10 protein-coding genes and 1 pseudogene are annotated in these 18,843 nt (G+C 61.7%); 5 read left to right on the forward strand and 6 right to left on the reverse strand.

What is annotated here, in order from left to right; genetic code table 11:
- Positions 1-87: 87 nt before the first annotated feature.
- Both G3480_RS16820 and G3480_RS16825 read left to right on the forward strand, forming a co-directional pair.
- A pseudogene (locus G3480_RS16820) lies at positions 88-561 on the forward strand (IS1/IS1595 family N-terminal zinc-binding domain-containing protein); the annotation flags it as partial.
- The gene (locus G3480_RS16825; protein ID WP_164655052.1) at positions 548-1,798 is read left to right on the forward strand and encodes an ISL3 family transposase; all 1,251 of its coding nucleotides are present in this window, start codon (positions 548-550) and stop codon (positions 1,796-1,798) included. The pseudogene G3480_RS16820 and the gene G3480_RS16825, both read left to right, overlap by 14 nt.
- Positions 1,799-1,890: 92 nt before the next feature.
- Here the strand turns inward: G3480_RS16825 and G3480_RS16830 are convergent, their stop codons facing one another.
- The 3 genes from G3480_RS16830 to G3480_RS16840 all read right to left on the reverse strand — a co-directional run bounded on the left by G3480_RS16830 (position 1,891) and on the right by G3480_RS16840 (position 7,597).
- Complete coding sequence (locus tag G3480_RS16830) at positions 1,891-2,115, reverse strand: hypothetical protein (RefSeq protein ID WP_164655053.1); 225 nt, start codon at positions 2,113-2,115, stop codon at positions 1,891-1,893.
- A gap of 183 nt (positions 2,116-2,298) precedes the next feature.
- Positions 2,299-5,139, reverse strand: coding sequence for a valine--tRNA ligase (locus G3480_RS16835; protein ID WP_164655054.1), 2,841 nt, complete (start codon positions 5,137-5,139; stop codon positions 2,299-2,301).
- 55 nt (positions 5,140-5,194) lie between these two features.
- Positions 5,195-7,597: a TPR domain-containing protein gene (locus G3480_RS16840; protein WP_164655055.1), complete on the reverse strand. Its 2,403-nt coding sequence runs from the start codon at positions 7,595-7,597 to the stop codon at positions 5,195-5,197.
- A gap of 336 nt (positions 7,598-7,933) precedes the next feature.
- Here G3480_RS16840 and G3480_RS16845 point away from each other — a divergent pair, with 336 nt between their 5' ends.
- The 3 genes from G3480_RS16845 to ppdK all read left to right on the forward strand — a co-directional run bounded on the left by G3480_RS16845 (position 7,934) and on the right by ppdK (position 13,640).
- Positions 7,934-8,857, forward strand: a complete 924-nt coding sequence (locus G3480_RS16845; protein WP_164655056.1) for an HDOD domain-containing protein — start codon at positions 7,934-7,936, stop codon at positions 8,855-8,857.
- Complete coding sequence (locus G3480_RS16850; RefSeq protein ID WP_164655057.1) at positions 8,854-9,978, forward strand: diguanylate cyclase domain-containing protein; 1,125 nt, start codon at positions 8,854-8,856, stop codon at positions 9,976-9,978. The genes G3480_RS16845 and G3480_RS16850 overlap by 4 nt, the downstream gene beginning before the upstream one ends.
- Positions 9,979-10,868: 890 nt before the next feature.
- Positions 10,869-13,640 carry a pyruvate, phosphate dikinase gene (gene ppdK, locus G3480_RS16855; protein ID WP_164655058.1) on the forward strand — a complete coding sequence of 924 codons (2,772 nt, stop codon included), beginning with the start codon at positions 10,869-10,871 and terminating at the stop codon, positions 13,638-13,640.
- 77 nt (positions 13,641-13,717) lie between these two features.
- Here ppdK and G3480_RS16860 read toward each other — a convergent pair whose 3' ends face one another.
- The 3 genes from G3480_RS16860 to G3480_RS16875 form a co-directional block, all read right to left on the reverse strand.
- On the reverse strand, positions 13,718-14,551 hold the full coding sequence (locus G3480_RS16860; protein WP_164655059.1) for a CpsD/CapB family tyrosine-protein kinase: 834 nt from the start codon (positions 14,549-14,551) through the stop codon (positions 13,718-13,720).
- Positions 14,552-14,572: 21 nt separating this feature from the next.
- Positions 14,573-16,333, reverse strand: coding sequence for a Wzz/FepE/Etk N-terminal domain-containing protein (locus G3480_RS16865; protein WP_164655060.1), 1,761 nt, complete (start codon positions 16,331-16,333; stop codon positions 14,573-14,575).
- A 334-nt stretch (positions 16,334-16,667) separates the two neighbouring features.
- Positions 16,668-18,296, reverse strand: coding sequence for an MraY family glycosyltransferase (locus G3480_RS16875; protein WP_164655061.1), 1,629 nt, complete (start codon positions 18,294-18,296; stop codon positions 16,668-16,670).
- Positions 18,297-18,843: the final 547 nt, after the last annotated feature.

The raw sequence follows: 18,843 nt of genomic DNA on the forward strand, positions 1-18,843 counted from the left end.
CGCGATCGCGCGACCGTCGCGGCGGGGCGCCGCTCCCACCGGTTGTGCGCTTGGACCAAAGGATGATCGAGGCCCTGCCCAGCGTGTGACTCAAATAGAATCGTTATGAATGGCATCAATGCTACCGGAAAGCAAAATCATCGGTGCCAAGATTGCGACCGACAGTTTGTGCTTGAGCCACTCAAACAACCCATTTCCGATGAGAAAAAAGCACTCATCGATCGTCTTTTGCTTGAGCGTATTCCACTCGCAGGCATCGCCCGTTCAATCCCGGTTTCAGAGTCTTGGCTGCAAGCCTATGTCAATCAGAAATACCAAGCTATTCCGCGGGAATTGAATCCGCCCACGCTATTCAGGGTTCGTCTCGTGATCGAATGTGATGAGATGTGGTCGTTTGTCGCAAAAGAGCATAATAAACTAATGGGTTTAGATAGCGAAAGAGGCACTTCCGCATCTCAAGTAGTGTGTGATACAATATTTATCAACAACTTACCTATCTTCCCATGCTCGAAGCCTATTCGAGCCCGTTTCATTCACGAGTCTTCGCATGATCGATCCTGAGCAATTTCGTCACTCTATTGGTCTCTCTGACATTGCCATTGAGCGTGTTGTCTTCGATGAAGGCAATGTGCTGAAGATCTACGTCACGAGTACCAAGAAGGGTTGCCATTGCCATTGCTGTGGAGCCTGGATCGAGGATTTTTTCGCCTTAGGTGAGGAGATCAGCCTGCGTCATTTACCGATGTTTGGTCATCAGGTCTTCATTGTCCTGCGCCCTGAGCGTTACGGTTGCCCGCGCTGCGAGGATCGACCGACGACCACGCAGACATTGGACTGGTATACGCCGCGCAGCCGCCTGACCAAGGCGTTTGAGCAGGAGGTCTTGCTGACGCTGATCAACAGCACCGTTGAAGACGTCAGTCGCAAGCAGGCGCTTGGCTCGGATGCCATTGAAGGCGTGCTGAAGCGTTATGTCGCCGAGCAGGTCGATTGGAGCCGCTTTACGCAGTTGCCGATCATCGGGGTCGATGAAATTGCCTTGAAGAAAGGGCATCGCGACTTCGTGACGGTCGTCAGTGCCCGTCTCGCCGATGGTCAACTGACCATCCTGGCGATCCTCGCCGACCGCACCAAGGCCACGGTCAAGGCATTTTTCAAGAGTATCCCCAAGCGCTTACGGGCCACCGTCGAGCTTGTCTGCTCGGATCTGTACGCCGGCTTCCTGGGCGCGGCCAAGGCCGTCTTCGGGCGCCGGGTGGCGGTCTGCGCCGATCGCTTTCACGTCGCCAAACTCTATCGCGACGGTGTCGAGTCCTTGCGCAAGAAAGAGATGCGTCGCCTCAAAGGCGAACTGTCGAAAACCGAGTATGAATCGCTGAAGAACGTGCATTGGATTCTACGCAAATCCGACGCCGATCTGAGTGCCGATGAGCGCCGGATTCGCCGGCGCGTCTTTGAATTCTCGCCCAAGCTCCACCAGGCCCATGCCCTCAGTGAAGCGCTGACCGCCATCTACGAAGCCCCGCTGACGAAAGGACAAGGCAAGCGCCGACTGCGCGCCTGGATCCGGCGCGTCACCAAGCGTGGCCTGAGCTGTTTCAATCGCTTCATCAAGACCCTCACGACGCATCTTGAGATCATTGCGAACTATTTCATCGAGCGCCAAACCAGCGGGTTTGTCGAGGGCCTCAATAACAAAATCAAAGTGCTCAAACGGCGCGGCTACGGCTTCACCAATCGAAAGCGGCTTTTTCAGAGGGTGTACCTCGATCTGCACGGATACGCCCTTTTCGGCTAGCAGATGCTTACAAATCAGTTGCTTACTTCTCTTTCGCTCAGCATCATTTCGAAGCTTCTGTGTACCGATAATTCGAGTTCAAGTGACTGTTATCAAAGCATTTTATCGATCACCTGAATTCCGGGAGAGCCGAAATGCTTCCAAATCGCTGGGTCGTCGGCCCTGACGCCAGCGTTGCGCATCAGGTGCTTGATTGCGCATTCCGCCGCGATTCCGAAATGGTATCCGGCGGTGTCGAAACGCTGTTTGTCCATCAGGAGCTTAGCGTCGCAGTAATGGCGGTTTGCAGACTGCTCAAGATGGATATCGTAGGCCATGTTCGAGCCTCCTTGCTGACGATCACCGGTCCAATAAGGCGATTGTCGGAAAATCTCATACCAGATGGCGCCGGATCGAGGTTTGTCTTCAAGGAGCACCGCCGGTGCGACATGGAAGGCGGGCCTCAAGACAAGTCAGCGGGTATGGGCTTTGACAGAAATCGCCTAAAGGGTCTTCCGACCTCAGAGTGCGGCGATCTTCACCCGCTGCGCCTCTAGATTGCCGATCGCGGCGGCGTGCTCCGCGAGCTTGTCGCGCTCCTTCTGGACGACCGCTTCGGGCGCCTTGTCGACGAAACTCGGGTTCGCCAGCTTCTTCTCTGTCCGCGCGATGTCATCCGTGAGCCGAGTGATCTCTTTGTCGAGGCGCTTGAGTTCGGCGTTCTTGTCGATGAGGCCGGCCATGGGGATGAGCAGCTTCATGCTGCCGACCAAGGCGATGGCGGACTCGGGCGCCTCGGATTCGTCGTCGAGGACGCTGATGGATTCGGTGCGCGCGAGGAAGTCGAGGTAGGGACGGGCGGTTTCCAGCCAGACCTTATCCTGATTCGAGGCGTTGGCGACCAGCACTGGCAGCGGCTTGCCGGGCGGGATGTTCATTTCGCCCTTGATGCGGCGGATCCCCAGGATGCACTGCTGGACCCAGGCGATCTCGGCGACCGCTTGCGGGTCCGCCGAGCCTGCGTCGGCCACCGGGAAGGGCGCCAGCATGATGGTGTCCACATCGACGCCGGCGAGCGGTTTGACCTTCTGCCAGATCTCCTCGGTGATGAAGGGCATGATGGGGTGCGCCAGCCGCAGGAGGGTTTCGAGCGTCCGCACCAAAGTTTGGCGGGTGCCGCGCTTGGCGGCATCGGATGCGGCATCTCCCGTGAGGACCGGCTTGCAGAGTTCCAAGTACCAGTCGCAGAACTCGTTCCAGGTGAACTCGTAGATCGCCTGGGCGGCCAGGTCGAAGCGGTAGCCCTCGATGGCTTCTGTGACCGCTGCGGTGGTGCTCTCCAGGCGCGCGCGAATCCAGCGGTCGGCGGCGCTCAGCTCGACGGGCTCGGAGCCAGCGCCGCAGTCCTGCCCCTCGGTGTTCTTGAGCACGTAGCGCGAGGCGTTCCAGAGCTTGTTGCAGAAGTTGCGGTAGCCCTCGGTGCGGCTGAGGTCGAACTTGATGTCGCGGCCGGTTGAGGCGAGCGCGGCGAAGGTGAAGCGCAGGGCGTCGGTGCCGAAGCCGGGGATGCCATCGGGGAAGTCCTTGCGCGTGGCCTTGGCGATCTTCTCCGCCAGATGCGGCTGCATCATGCCCTTGGTGCGCTTCTCGACCAGGGGCTCCAGCTCGATGCCGTCGATGAGATCGATAGGGTCAAGGACGTTGCCCTTGGATTTGGACATCTTGTCGCCGTGGGCGTCGCGCACCAGACCGTGGATGTAGACCTCGCGAAAGGGCACGTCGCCCATGAACTTGAGGCCCATCATGATCATGCGGGCGACCCAGAAGAAGATGATGTCGAAGCCGGTGACCAGGACGGAGGTCGGGTAGAAGGTCTTCAGCCGCTCGGTCTCCTCCGGCCAGCCCAGGGTGCTGAAGGGCCAGAGCGCGGAGCTGAACCAGGTGTCGAGCACGTCCTCGTCCTGACGCAGCGCGACCTCGGGGCCGAAACCGTGCTGCTCGCGCACCTCCGCCTCAGAGCGGCCGACGTAGACATTGCCCTCGCTGTCGTACCAGGCCGGGATGCGGTGGCCCCACCAGATCTGGCGGCTGATGCACCAGTCCTGGATGTTGCGCATCCACTCGAAGTAGGTGTTCTTCCAGTTGTCCGGCACGAAGCGGATGTCGCCATTCTCCACGGCCTTGATGGCTGGGTCGGCGAGCGGTTGGACGCGCACGTACCACTGATCGGTCAGATAGGGCTCGATGACGGCGCCGGAGCGGTCGCCGCGCGGCTGCTGCAGTCGGTGGTCCTTGATGTTGGCGAGCAGACCCAGGGCCTCCAGGTCGGCGACGATGCGCTTGCGGGCCTCGTAGCGGTCCAGGCCGATGTAGGCGGCGGGCAGGAGCTGGCCTTCTTCGGGTTCGTTGTCGCGGATGGCGGCATCCGGCGTGAAGATGTTGATGAGCCCGCCGTGCGGCTGCTCGGCGATGCCCGTCTCGTCGCGATGACGCTGCCAGACCTGGTTGTCGTTGAAGTCGTGCGCGGGCGTGATCTTGACGCAGCCGGTGCCGAACTCGGGGTCGGCGTGCTCGTCGGCGATGATGGGGATGCGCCGGCCGGTCAGCGGCAGCTCGACGAATTCGCCGATGAGGTGCTTGTAGCGGGCGTCCTCCGGGTTCACCGCCACCGCGCAGTCACCGAGCATGGTCTCGGGGCGGGTGGTGGAGACCACCATGTAGACCTGCTCCTTGGCACCTTCCGGCTGGACCACCGGATAGCGCATGTCCCACATGTGCCCGCTTTCTTCCTCGGAAAGCACCTCCAGGTCGGAGACGGCGGTGTGGAGCACCGGGTCCCAGTTGACCAGGCGCTTGCCGCGGTAGATCAAGCCTTCCTCAAAAAGCCGGACGAAGACCTCGCGCACCGCGTTCGAGAGCCCCTCGTCCATGGTGAAGCGCTCGTGCTCCCAATCAAGCGATGAGCCCATGCGCCGGAGCTGGCGGGTGATGGTGCCGCCGGACTCTGCCTTCCACTCCCAAACGCGCTCCAGGAATTTCTCGCGGCCGTAGTCGTGCCGTGTCTTGCCCTCGGCGTCGATCAGGCGCTCGACGACCATTTGGGTGGCGATACCGGCGTGGTCCGAGCCGGCCTGCCAGAGCGTGCGCTCGCCCTTCATCCGGTGATAGCGGGTGAGGGCGTCCATGATGGTGTCCTGGAAGGCATGTCCCATGTGCAGGCTGCCCGTGACGTTGGGCGGCGGGATCATGATGCAGTAAGCGCCCGCATCTCCTTGGTCGGACGGGACGAAATAGCCGCGCTCCTCCCAAGTTTGGTACCAGGTTTTCTCCAGGGTCTGAGGATCGTAATTCTTGTCCAGCATGTGCTCAGGCTCGTGGTCGGGCGGATGCTAAACCGTGCAGTATAAACCATGCCTCTTACGGCAAGTCGGCTGGGTTTTTGTGCGGGTCGGTCTGACTTGGCTCGGCCGATGATGCCTGAGGCTGTGGGGCGCCTGGGTCGTTCTCCGCAGGGTCGCAGCTTGCTCCATTCGGCTGCTGGCACGCGAGGGGGTTTTTGGTCTCTTCCCAGTCCTTGCGGACGAGGTCTTGAATCCTCGTCTGGATGTCCTGGAATGCAGCTGTCTGGCGAAGCGGCTCGAAAACCGGGTCTGCGGCAAGTAACTTGCCGTTTCGGAAGCCGTGCGCGACGGCGATGCGGAGATGCTCGAGTGCCTGCGTCGAGTCGCCGCCAAGGCGGGCGAGTCGCGCTCGGACGTAGCGCATCGCGAGGCTGTCCCAGCCGTATTGCCGTGCGGCCTCGAAGTCCCCTTGGCAGCGCCTGAGCCACTGGCGGGCGGCGTCGTGCGCGCCGAGTCGGGTCTGAACGTCGACGAGGGTGGTACAGACGAAGAGGTCGTAGTCTGTCCGCTCGATCGGGTGGACGCGGCCTTCCAAGCTCCTGGCGAGTCGGTCACGCGCGCTGTCCAGGTCTCCGGCGAAGGCATCCGCCAGGCCGAGTCGTGCGTTCGCGAGACGCCACTCGATCTCTTGGACGCGCGGTGAGGCGATGAGCCTCGACTCGTAGCGGTCGGCGACATCCTCGATCGGGACGCTGCCGATCATCAAGCTCATGCGATCCAAGTAGAGCTGGACCGCGCGGCCATGCGTGGGCTGCTCTCGATTGCTGGTCAGTAGCTCGCGCACGGCCTGGTACTGATCCAAGTAGGCGAGCACCAGGGCCATGCTGCCCTTGGAGACGCTATCCTCGGGATCGATCGACAAAGCCGTTTGTGCCCAGCGATACGCCGCGACCAGGTCGCCCGATTCGAGGGCGATGCCGGACAGGACGCGATAGGCCTGGGGCGCGTCACGAATGGTTTGGACTAGCTCCTCCAGCAGCTTGCGCCCGGCTTGTGGCTCGCCAGACCAGCTCAAGGCATTGGCGAGGTTGACGCTCGTGGAGACCATGAGCGGCTCGAGCGCGCGGGCCTGTCGAAAGGCGTCGATCGCATCGCGCAGTCGCCCCTGCTGACGCTCGGCCAGGCCTAGCCACATCCAGCCCTCGCTGTAGCTGGGGTCGGCGGTGATCGCCCGTCTTAGGTATTCCTCCGCGAGTCCGTAGCTGCCCTTGAGGTAATGGGAGAGGCCGATGGTTCCCAGTAGCTCCGGGTCATCCGGCGTGGCTCTTAGGGCCTGCTCCAACAGGGGCTCTGCCTGCTCAAGCGCCTCGCGAAAACCCAGATTGTCGTAGAAAGAAAGCAGCAGCTGGGTGGCTGCCAGCTCGCGCTTGGCGCTGACCAGGCCGGGATCGAGCTGCAGGGCTTGTTCGAAGGCGTCGCGCGCCAGGGTGAGCGAGGCGGCCGAGCGGTTTCTGCGATGCGATTGGCCCAGCAGGAAATAGCCATAGGCGGCCTTGGCGTCGCCACTCGCGGCGCTTGCCGGGGGCGTCGGTCGACCCTGGAGGTTGGCCTGCAAGGCTTCGGCGATCTGCCGCGCCACCTCGGCCTGGAGGCCGAAGATATCGCCGTCGTGACGCTCGAAGATTTGGCTCCAGCGCTGACTGCCAGAGGCCGTGTCCGTGATCGTTGCTGAGATCCGCAAGAGATCCGCCGCGCGTCTCAGGCTGCCGGTCACGACGAAATCCGCGTCCAGCCGCTGGCCGACCTCGGTCACGTCCAAGGCGCTCTCCGCCGCGAGTTTTGCTGAGACTGGTCCCAGTACCTGCAGTTGGTGGCTGACGCCGAGCAGATGGGCAAGCTCGATGGAAAAGCCCTCGGCGATGAAGTGATCCGCTGCCTTGTCGGAGAGGCTGGCGAAGGGGAGCACAAGGAGTCGTGGACGAATTGCTGGCGTTGCCTCGTCTGGCGCTTGCGGAAGGAAGTGCCAGAAGCTGAGCGCCAGGATGACGACGAGGAGCGCCGCAGCCAGCGGCAGGAGGTGCCGCGGGCTGGCTGTCCAAGGCGTCGGCGAGCGAGGCGGAGTGGGCTCTCGATCGCCGTCGATCTCTGCCGTCTTGACGACCTCCGCGAGGAGTCGGTAGCCGCGCTTGGGGACGGTCTCGATATAGCGCTTTTGCGCGCTGTCATCGCCCAGCGCCTTGCGTAGCTTGGCGATGGCCTGATAGAGCGAATGGTCGCCGACCAGGGTCCCGCTCCAGACGCGGGACAGGATCTCCTCCGTGCTCACGACCTCGCCCGGATGCTCCGCGAGGAAGATCAGGAGGTCGGCATGGCGCGGCTCGAGCCGCGTCTCTTCACCGTTGCGGCGGAGCAGGCCCCTGGCGGGGATCAGCTCCCAAGCGCCAATTCGCAGTGTCTGATCGCGTGGATTGGATGTCATGCGTGAAGCGGCACTCTACCTTAGAAAGTGTCCATCAATTGTTTCCCGATGTGAGCGATGCCGCCCGAAATCCCCCCTGGCCCCCCTTTGCGAAAGGGGGAAAGTTGTTGATGAGCACTTTCTTAGAGACGATGCAGCTGGAGAGACAATGCAGCTGGTCGCAGCTGACTGGGCTCGCCCCGCTGATGGCGGCTGTGGTCTTTTGCCCAGGATAAGGCGTCCCTCAGACCACCCTCAGCAAAGCATTAGAAAACCCTTAGGCTCCCATCAGGCGCTCATCTCGCTGGCTTGTTACTCCTGTAAAGGCGATTTCAGGGAGTCAGGACACACAGCGTGATGAGCATACACAAGAACGACGACGCGCGCCCCCCGTTGGCGTCGGTCGGGGCGACTGCCGCCAAAGCGCGCATCCAGCGTCTGTCGTCATTGCCCCCCTTGCCACGGCGATCCCAAGAGCTGCTTCGACTGCTGACGAATCCGGAACTCAACATTCTTGATCTCGTGGCGCTGATCGAGCAGACGCCTGCACTGGCCGCGCGCATCCTGGGCGTTGCAGCCTCGCCCTTCTTCAGGAGCCCGATGCCTGTCCGCAGTATTTCGGACGCCATCATACGCCTCCTCGGGCTGAACCTGGTGCGGGACCTCTCCCTCTCCCTGATCTTGAGTCAGCCCTTCGATGTCCGGAGCTGTCGCGGGTTCGATGTCATGAGGTATTGGCGGCATGCCATGATGACGGCGACCTTCGCTCAGTTCCTGGCGCCGAGCGTCCAGGCCGAGGACGCGCCCAGTCCTTCGGAAGCTTATCTCGGCGGGCTGCTGCATAGCCTCGGGCTCCTGGCGCTGGTGCATGTCGCCCCGGACGTCATGGGGCTGGTCTTTCGGGAGCTGGAGGCGCAACCCGAGCGGCACCTCGCCGAGGTGGAGCGCGAGCTGGCTGGGATGGATCACGTCGACGCGGGTATCGAACTCGCGCGGGCTTGGCGCCTTCCATCAAACGTCGCTGCCGTGATGGCGTACCACCGCGAGGTCGACTATCGAGGCGACCATTGGCGCCTCGTGGCCGTCGTCACCTTGGCCGATGCAGTGGGCAAGGATTGTCTCGCCGACGCGCTTCCAGCTGACTGGGGGCGTGCGCATTGGTTCCTGCGAGAGGCTCTGGGCGTTCCTCCCCTTGCCTGGGATCACCTCGTTGAGTGTTGGCAGGCGCGGTCTCAGGACATCGCAGACTTGGCCGCCGTCTTGGCGGGATCGGCGTCATGATCAGGTCGCGCGCGAGCAATGAGCGTCCCGAGCCTGGCGTCCTCTTCCTCGTCGACGCCCTCGCGACCATGAGGGGGCTGGTAACGGCCTTGGGTCGAGATCAGGAGCACCTGGTGCCTGCAACGGTTGTTCAGGTGCTGATGGAGCACCAGGAAATCGATGGCTGCGCCATTCATTTCAACCGCGCTGCGTTCGACGGGCGCGCCAAGATCCTTGCGGATCTCCATGCCGGCCGAGGGATGTCGCCGCCACTCGTCGAGCTGGTCGGCCGGCTTTCCATGGAGGTCATCCGTGCTGGCGCGATCCGGCATGAGCCGGATCTCTTCCGACGGACCGATGCGCTGACGGGAAGCCTCATGGTCGTGCCGATCCGCGCTCGAGCCGTTGTTGTCGGGACCGTCGCCGTCTGGGGGCGCGAGCCACTGGGCTTCGAGGCTTGGCACCAAAGCCTTCTCGAGCTTTCCTGCGATGTTCTAGGGCTGCGTTTTCTCCCGCGGCTCGAGTTTGGCCACGACCGACCGCTGCGCGCCGAGGGTTCGGATGGACAAGCCGGTTGGCATGGCTCGACTCCGGCATCCCCGCACTCCGCACAGGCCGGAGTCGAGCCAGCTGCCGAACTGCCGGGCGAGCTAGACGAGCGCGCGGATCTCTTAGATGCGGTTGGGTTCAGGGACAGGGTCGACCCGGCGATGCGTTGCGCGACGCGCCGCGGGGCCACGCTCTGTCTGCTCTGCGTCCACATCGACAGGGACGCGATCATTCGGCAGGTCCCTTCCGCTTGGATGTCGGAGCAGGCGGTCGAGATCCTGGGCGACAGCCTGCGCCGGTTCTTTACCCAAGAGATTGCGCTCGCGCGGTTGACCACTGAGGATTTCGCCGTGCTTTGCGAGGTTGCGGCCCCAGACCGTGCGCTGGCGATCGGGACGTCTCTGCTCGAGGATGTCGGAGCGCTCAAGATCGCGCTCGCGGGGCAGCGGCTGGAGGTCTGCCTGAGTGTTGGGGTCACGGCGTCGACGTCTGGCTGGGAGTCCATCGAGGTTGCGCTCGAAGAGGCTGGGGCGGCCTGTGCGGCTGCGCGGCGTCAGGGTGGCGGGGTGGTTGCCTACTCGGCTCGCGACTGAGCTGAATGAGCTGAAAGTGATGAGTGCCGGGCTTGGAGGTCGCGGGCTGCTTGCAGTCAGGGCGACTTGCGCCCGTTCTGACGCCTGCTGCGAGTCGACCGCTGGGGGGCTTGACGGTCTCTTCATCCTTGCCTCCTTCAACCAAAGCACTCCGAGTGAAGGTGGCATCGCTTTCAGGAAGGCCGGCCTTTCTTGGGTTTGATCAAAAGGGGCTGACTCCGTTGCGAGCCGCGCGCGGAACGGCTCGCGGCTTGGCGTTTCGTCAAGGCTGGCACTTCTCGTCCCTGTCCTGCTCCAAGGCGCCTCAGCCTCTATTCCTCTGTCTGGTCTCGGTTGCTAAGAAAGCGTCCATCAACAACTTCCCCCCTTTCGCAAAGGGGGCTAGGGGGGATTTCGGGCGGCATCGCTCGCATCGGGAAACAATTGATGGACACCCTCTAAAGATCTCAAGATCAATATCTTGATGGTCTCTTGGCGTCGATTCGTGCTGAATCCCGTGCCCTCATCAGGTGAGAGCTGATAGCCTATTCGCGCGCTTCAACCGCCGTTCGGGCGGCGCTCAACACCTATCGGTTTCCCGAAATCAACCGGAACAGCCGCTCCAAGCCTGCGTAGCCAGGCCATCCTGGCCTGGTTTGCCAGGGCTGGAAGCCCTGGCTACATAAAACCGATAGGTGGTGAGCGGGCGGCGGGCGAGGTTTGCTTTTCTGAACTCTGGCCCGATCGTAAGCTGGCCTCGATCATCAAGAAACGAATATTCACTATTCGAAGGCTAGCGCTTGCCGCGAGGTCTGCCACAATAAGCCCGCGAGCTGCGCGTCTGCCAGGGCTTTACACAGCCTGGAACTCAATCCAATCAACTCAACCTGCTAGAGAGGCCGATCCAACCGATGGACACCACAGCCAAGTATGTTTTCGCTTTCGAGGAAGGAGATGGAAAGAACAAGAAACTGCTCGGGGGGAAGGGTGCCAATCTCTGTGAGATGACCCAGATCGGGCTGAATGTCCCGCCCGGCTTCGTGATCTCGACCGAGGCATGCTTGCAGTATCTCGCAGATTCCAAACGGGCATTGCCGCCCGGCCTGCTCGACGACGTGCATGCGCAGATGCGGGCGCTGGAAGAAAAGACCGGCAAGGGTTTCGGCGATGCCAAGAATCCCTTGCTGGTGTCGGTGCGCTCGGGTTCGGCAATGTCCATGCCCGGCATGATGGATACCATTCTCAACCTCGGTTTGAACGCGGATACGCTGCAAGGCGTGATCGATGCCACCGACGATCCGCGCTTCGGCTACGACGCCTATCGCCGCTTCATTCAGCTCTTCGGCAAGGTCGCCCTGGGTGTGCCGGACGAGGCCTTCGACAAAGAATTCGAAGAGATCAAGGAAGCCGCGCACGCCAAGCAGGACGTTGACTTGTCCGCGAACGACCTGCGTGATGCCAGCGAGCGGTTTCTAAAGGTGGTGGAGGATGCGACCGGCCACCCCTTCCCATCGGACCCCTATCAGCAGCTCGAGATTGCCATCAAGGCGGTCTTCAACAGCTGGACGGGGCGGCGTGCGGTCGACTACCGCAAGCAATTCCACATCACTCCGGAGATGGCCGATGGGACGGCCGTCAACGTCTGCACCATGGTGTTTGGCAACCGAGGAGACGATTCGGCGACAGGTGTTGCCTTCACCCGTAATCCGGCCTCTGGCGAGAACAAGCTTTACGGCGAGTATCTGATCAACGCTCAGGGCGAGGACGTCGTCGCCGGCATTCGTACCCCGAAGCCCATCGATCGGCTCAGGGTCGAGATGCCTGATATGGCCAACCAGCTCGACGCACTGCGCGACAAACTGGAGACCCACTACCGCGAGGTGCAAGACTTCGAGTTCACGATCGAACGCGGTCAGCTCTACTGCCTGCAGACGCGCAACGGCAAGATGAATACCATCGCCATGGTGCGCTCTTCGGTCGAGATGGAGAGCGAGGGGCTCATCAGCAAGGAAGAGGCACTGCTGCGCATCCAGCCCGACTCGCTCGAGCAAATGCTCTTCCCGCGGCTGGATCCGACGATCAAGGCCGACGCCGTGGCGCAGGGGCTACCGGCGTCGCCTGGCGCGGCCTCGGGCATCGCGGTCTTCGACGCGGACCGGGCCGAGCAGCTCGGAAGGGAGCAGGGCCATAAGGTGATTCTGGTCCGTGAGGAGACCAAGCCGGAGGACATTCACGGCTTCTTCGCGTCCGAGGCGATCCTGACGTCGCGCGGCGGCAAGACCTCACACGCGGCCGTGGTGGCGCGTGGTATGGGTAAGCCCTGCGTCGCTGGCGCGGAAGGCATTAGTGTCGATGTCAACCGTCGTGAGGCGCGGGTCGGTATCAGCAGCTTCAAGGAAGGCGACGTCATCACCATCGACGGGACCTCGGGCAAGGTCTACCTCGGGGCGATTCCGACGGTGGAACCGGACTTTACCCCTGAGCTGAATACCTTGCTGGCTTGGTCGGACGAGATGGCACGGCTCAAGGTTATGGCGAATGCCGATACCCCGGACGACGCGCGCCGCGCGCGCCGTTATGGCGCAGTGGGTATCGGCTTGGCGCGGACCGAGCGGATGTTCAATGACGTCGAGCGTCTGCCCATCGTCATCGAGATGATCGTGGCCGATACGCCCGAGCAGCGTCAGCTTGCGCTCGACAAGCTGCTGCCGCTGCAGCGGACGGATTTTCGCGATCTGTTCGAGGTGATGTCGCCCAACCCGGTGACCATCCGATTACTCGATCCGCCCATTCATGAGTTCCTGCCGGACGAGCATGTGCTCGAGCGCGAACTCTCGGAACTGCGTGTGCTGGCTCAGAACGCGCGGGGTGTGACGGTTCTCGCGGGTGCGATGGGGCTGCTGCATGCCTCTGAGACACTCAGACGCGAGGTGGATACCGCGCGCCGCATGGTCGATCCGGCTGTCGTCGAGGAGGCGATCTCCAAGAAGGAGGCGATGCTCAAGAAGGTGAGGGCGCTCTACGAGACCAACCCCATGCTGGGTCATCGTGGCGTACGGCTCGGCATGACCTTCCCCGAGATCTATCAAATGCAGGTTCGTGCCATCCTGGAGGCGGCGGCCGAATGCGCCAAGGCGGGCATCGAGGTCCATCCGCAGATCAAGGTCCCGCAGGTCTGTACCGCGCAGGAGCTGCGCAAGGTCAAGGATTACGTGGACAGCATCCATGCCGAGGTCGTGGCGCGCTACGGCAAGCCGGTGCCGTTCAAGTTCGGCACCATGATCGAGGTGGTGCGTGCCTGTATGCGGGCAGAATCCTTGGCTGAAGAGGCTGAGTTCTTCTCCTTCGGCACCAATGACCTGACCCAGGCAACCTTCTCCTTCTCGCGCGAAGACGCGGAGAACAAGTTCCTGCCGCTCTATAACCAGTCGAACATCCTGCAGGACAATCCCTTCGAGGTCCTAGATGTCAAAGGCGTGGGTAAGCTCATGGGGCTGGCCGTGGAGTGGGGGCGCTCGGTGAAGCCCGATTTGCACGTTGGCATCTGTGGCGAGCATGGCGGGCATCCGGGGTCCATCGCCTTCTGCCATAAGGTCGGTCTGGACTATGTGAGCTGCTCGGGGCCGCGTGTCCCCATTGCTCGATTGGCTGCTGCTCATGCGGCGCTGCTAGCGGAGGGCTAGCACTTCGCGACCTCGACGCGGCCTTATGAGGTCGTGTCGAGGTGTCGAGGTTGCAGGCGGGGCGGCTGTCTTCGGAGTCAGTAGTAACCGGAGGCGATGCTGGTGGGGTCTGCCTTGTTGAGCACCATCCCCGCAGACTTGTCTCCGAGCAGCTGCTCGGCTTGCTCAAGCTCGGTCTTGGTGACCTTGCCATCTTCCACGACCAAAATGGCCGCGTCGATTTGCGGCAGAAAGGCGATGACGTCATCGCTGCTGAACAGCGGCGGCATGTCGAAAATGATGAGGCGGTCGTCGTACCTTGTCTTCAGTTCTTCCATGATGGTCATGAAGCGCGGTGAGGAAAGTGCCTCCGAGGACTGCACGATCCGCTCATGGCCAGGAATGACGACCAGCCGCTCGATATTGGGCGTGAACATGATGTCCGCGAGTTCCACATTGGACGTGAGGCAGTCGCTGATCCCGGGTCCTTCCTCCCTGCCGAAGTATTTCGCGATCGCGGGTCGCTTCATGTCGAGATCGACGAGGAGCACGGTCTGATTGACATCTCGCGCCAAACTGATGGCTAGATTGATCGCGGTGATCGTCTTGCCGTCGCCCTGGCTTGGGCTGGTGATCGCGAGCGTCCGGAGCCCCTTGGCCCGCATCCGCTGCAGGATTTGAGTGCGCAATATCTTGTAGGCATCGGCGACGGGCTCGAGTCCCTCGGCGAGCAAGATGCGCTCGTCGCGCAGGGCCTGCTCATCCGTAGACACCTTGGCGGTGCGGGTATAGTTGATGCTGATGCCAGCGCCTCTCTTGCGCGCCTGCTCCTCCCGTTTGCGGTCGATGGAATGGACGGGCGAGAGGGTCGATGCAGATCGAAGCTGCCGCTCGGCGCGGGCACGCTCCATCGCTTGTTTCAATCGTTCCATATCTGGCTTAACCTCGTTCTATCAGGCGCCTAAACCAGGGAGCGCCGCATCGAAGCGGCGCATCAGGACGAACCAGATGACATCCAGCGGCATGATGAGGAAATGCACCAAGGCTAGCATGACAGCGATGCCAGCGATGATTCCGCCGAGGATGAGTCTGACACGCCGGCGGGCTGCGGCCCGCTCCGCGTCCGTGGCAACATAGGGGATGACTGCCAGCAGCGGGATGCGTGTCGCTTCTTGGACCGCTTTGGCCCCAAAAAGTCCCCTGTGCATGCTCTCTTGCAGGGCTAGATTGCCGACGCCGGCCGCAAATGCCAGGACGAGGCCCAAGACCACAATCGCGAGCCGATTTGGCTTGAATGGCTTTTCAGGCCGGAGCGGGGGTTCGATCAGCGAGAAACGCTCGCTCTTGCGGTCGCGTTCCAAGGCTTGCGCCAGCTCTGCTTGCAGGCCCTTTTCCTTGATCTCTTTGTATTTCAGCATCGCGTTTTCATAGTCGCGCGTCAGGGCGCGATATTCCTGCTCGATGCGCGGGGCTTCCGTCAGCCGCTTCTCATAAAGCTCGAGTTCATGCTCCAGCTCTTTGCGTGTTTCCCTCAGTGACGTGAGTTCAAGGCGCACGGAGTCGAGTTTGACCCGAAGCTGAACATAGGCAGGGTTGTTTGCGTCCTGGCGGACGACATCGTCTGTGCGCATTTGCTGGCGTGCCGTGGCGAGCTTTGTCTCGGTCTCGCGGATGCTGCGCCGCATGGCGGCGACATCCGGGTGGTCCTCGGAGTAGCGCTTCTTGAGCGATGCCAGCTCGGCGCGCAGCTCATCGAGACGCGCTTGGATGGCCGCGATACTCGATTGACCAACTTGCTGCTGGAGCGCGGCGATCTCTTTTTCAAGCTGGATGCGATCTGGATGACTCGGCGAGTAGCGCTCCTTGGCGCGCACGTACTTGGCCTGGAGTTCCTCGAGATAGCTGTCCAGACTGGTCGCGCTGCCTCCGGTTGCACCAAGGAGCGTGGGGCTGAGCTGGGCCAGCTCGGATTCGAGGTAGAGTGCTTGCTGCTCCAGGGTCCGTGCCGATTGCGCGTTGTCCCGCAGACGCTCGTCCGAGCGCATCATGAGTTCTCGATTGAGCGCGGCAAGCTCGGGTAGATTGTCGCCATGCTCCTCTTTGAATGCGGCCAGGCGGGCCTCAAGGGTGTTGATCTCCTGGCCCAGCCGGTCGGCCTCGGCGTTCAGGAAGGCGCTCGCCTCGTTGGCCGCTGCGGCGCGGCGTTCGAGATTCTCTTGAAGGAAGAGCGAAACGACATCATTGGCGATCTTCTGGGCCGTTTCGGGAGAGCCGCTGTCGAAAGAGATCGAAAAGGCGATGGTGGCTTCCTGCGCCTTCCCGCTCTGCGGGTCTAGAACGTCGGCGCTGATCATGTTGAGCTTGACGTCTTCTCGCATCTTCTCGACTGCCGCGTTGATGCTCTGCTTGCGGCGGATATCTGGATAGAGATCGTATTTGTTGATGAGTTCGCCCAGGTTGCTGGTCGTCATGACGCGCTGGCTGATGACCTGGATGCGCTGATCCGCGTAGCTCGTGACCGTGGTGCGCACGAGGTCGGACGGAATTTCCTGACGCTCGATCAGGATCGTCGCGGACGAGCGATAGACGGGCGGGATCAAGAGTGCGGCTAGGATCGCGAGGATCGCCAACACAAGGGCGGGTAAGATCAGCTGCCACTTCCTGCGCTTCAGAATTGCGAGGTAATCGTCTAGATTTTGGGGCTGGTCTTCCACGTTGTCGCCTTACTCAATAGTTCTCTGGATCAGGGGAGAGGTTTGGATCAAGGGATAAGGTTTGGATCAAGCGAAAGCGCTTCTTAGAAGCTGTCTGGAAACTCCTAGGGAGGCTTCGCCTCAGACCGACGAGTCATGCCATCGGGATCGTTATCGGGATCGCTATCGTCGGTTCGATCCCGATCCCGATCCCGATCCCGATCCCGATCCCGATCCCGATCCCGATCCCGACGGCCTTGAATGGTCGGACGCTTCATCGAAATTTGACTCATCTGCGAGCATTTTGCGCCCTCAAGGATCCTAGGGGCCTCTACGATGATTTCCAGACAGCCTCTTAGAGCGTCAGGCCTTTCAGCGTCAGGATCGTCAAGCTGACCAGCAACGCGAGCCGTAATGGGCTCCAGCGCCTCTGTGCGCGAGATAGTATCACCTCGATGCTGTAGAAGAGGATGATTGCTTGTGGTACCAAGAAGGCAAGCTGTGGGGGGAGAGGCGCCGAAAACAGCGGTATGGCGCCGGCGATGATGAGGATAAGTATGTCCAGTGAGCTTGTGCAGAACGCCGATTCTTCGGCCCTCACCCAGATGCCGGTGAGCAGTGCCATGGCGCCGAAAAGGCCGACGACGGTCAGGGTGCCGAGCAACTCGCGCAGCGGCGGTGTCGCCAGAAAGAGGATCACGAGTCCAGCGGCGTAGAGGCAGACGCGATCTAAAGCCGCTCCAGGCTTGAGAGGTAGCCATGGGGCGATCACGGCTAAGGCGAGCAGTGTGATGGCCAAGGTTGTGATGTCTGCGCTGATTGCATCTGCGATCGCAGCACCGCCGACGAGGACCGTCACAAGCAGGATGCACAGCGCTCGGTGCGTAAAGACGAGGATGCTTGCCGATTTTGCCTCGAGACTGTCGAGCACGCCGAGCACCCGATTGAGCAGAGGGGCGTGTTTGCGCGGCAGTTGGGCGTGATGATGGCTCTGGTTGAGCGCATGGATGCCGGCCAAGATCGCCACGGATAAGGCGACATAGCTGCCGATGATCGCGATGTCGGAGCTGTATCGCAGCGCGTAGGCAAGGGCGACCGCAACGACTTGAGCCATATAGACGAGGCTGACCGCCTGGTTTTGCGAGAGTCCAGCCTCCAAGAGTTGATGGTGGAGGTGGAGCTTGTCTGCGGAGAAGGGCGAGCGCCCAGCGGCGATGCGTCGGGTCATCACATTGAGCGTGTCCAAGATCGGCAGCGCCAGAACGAGCAGGGGTGTCAGAGGTCCAAGCGCCGTGTCTGGCCGTTGTGTGATGCTGATTGCAAGCACACCGACTCCAAACCCCAAGAATTGGCTGCCACTATCCCCCATGAAAATCTGTGCTGGGCTGCTGTTGAATCTGAGGAAGCCGAAGGTGGCCCCCATTAGCGCCATGGTGAGTGCAAAGTTGGCCTGATCGCCGCTTTGATAGGCGAAGATCGCCAAGCATCCGAGCGCAAGAATACTCAAGCCGCCGGCAAGACCATCCAGTCCGTCGGATAGATTGACCGCGTTGGTGATTGCGGTCAGTAGGAACACAGTGAGCGGGATGGCTATCTCGGTGGGCAGCGTTTCGACACCAAGGAAAGGGACCTCGGTGATCATGATGTCTCCGGCCACGACGGCGATGCTGCCGGCGATGATTTGGCCGAGCAGCTTGAGCCTGTAGTCGAGATTCAGCCTGTCATCGAGCAAGCCAAAGACTAAGAGCACGCACCAGGCGGCAATCAGTGCCATGCCTTGCTGATCGAGCGAGATCAGTAGCCAAGCCGAGATGAGTGTGCCTGACGCGATCGCGATTCCGCCGCTTCTCGGAATCGCGCGGTCGTGAATCTTGCGCGCGTTTGGGATGTCCGTCAGTCCTAAGGGGGCGCCCAAGCGTTTCAAGGGCGGAATCAGCACCATCGAGATGGAGAGTGCCAATAGCAGGATGTAAACGGCTTGCATGGGGCTAGTGTCCGACGCGCCTTTGACTGGTGCGGGATCGCGCGATCAGCCAGGGCGCCACTCGAGCATCGGTCGATGCGAGCGAGGGCGTTTCACAGCGGCGTCGGCCAGTGCTGGCCTGAGCCCTGGGTCGCGGAGAATCTTGAGAAGGGTACATCAGTCTCTCATGGATGGCTTTGGCGCCGGCGCTGTTGGGCGCCCAGGCGAGGTTTGCTAGAGCGCTGCGGATGTAACTCCATCTGCACAATTCTAACGGGTATTCAAGCGCGCGAGCGGTGTGCTTGAGATCGGTTTCCTCGTGGTTTCGGCGGGGGGCGGTCAAGGTTGGGCGGCAGCGCTGCTTAATGTGGTTGGCTAAGGCCGAAGATGCGCTGGCATTGTAGCGAAGTCGATACGGCGAAGTGCTAGACAATCGCAAGTAGGCAGCCTGCGAAATCTTTGGTTCTTGCGCCATGCCTGCCGCTGGCATCCGTCCGATGGATGCGCAGGCGCCGAGCCCCGGCGCTGTGGCACACTCTCGGCTCAAGGTGGCGGTCGCTCGGCGTCC

The organism is Thiorhodococcus mannitoliphagus, from assembly GCF_010915725.1.
GTDB classification, from domain to species: Bacteria; Pseudomonadota; Gammaproteobacteria; order Chromatiales; family Chromatiaceae; genus Thiorhodococcus; species Thiorhodococcus mannitoliphagus.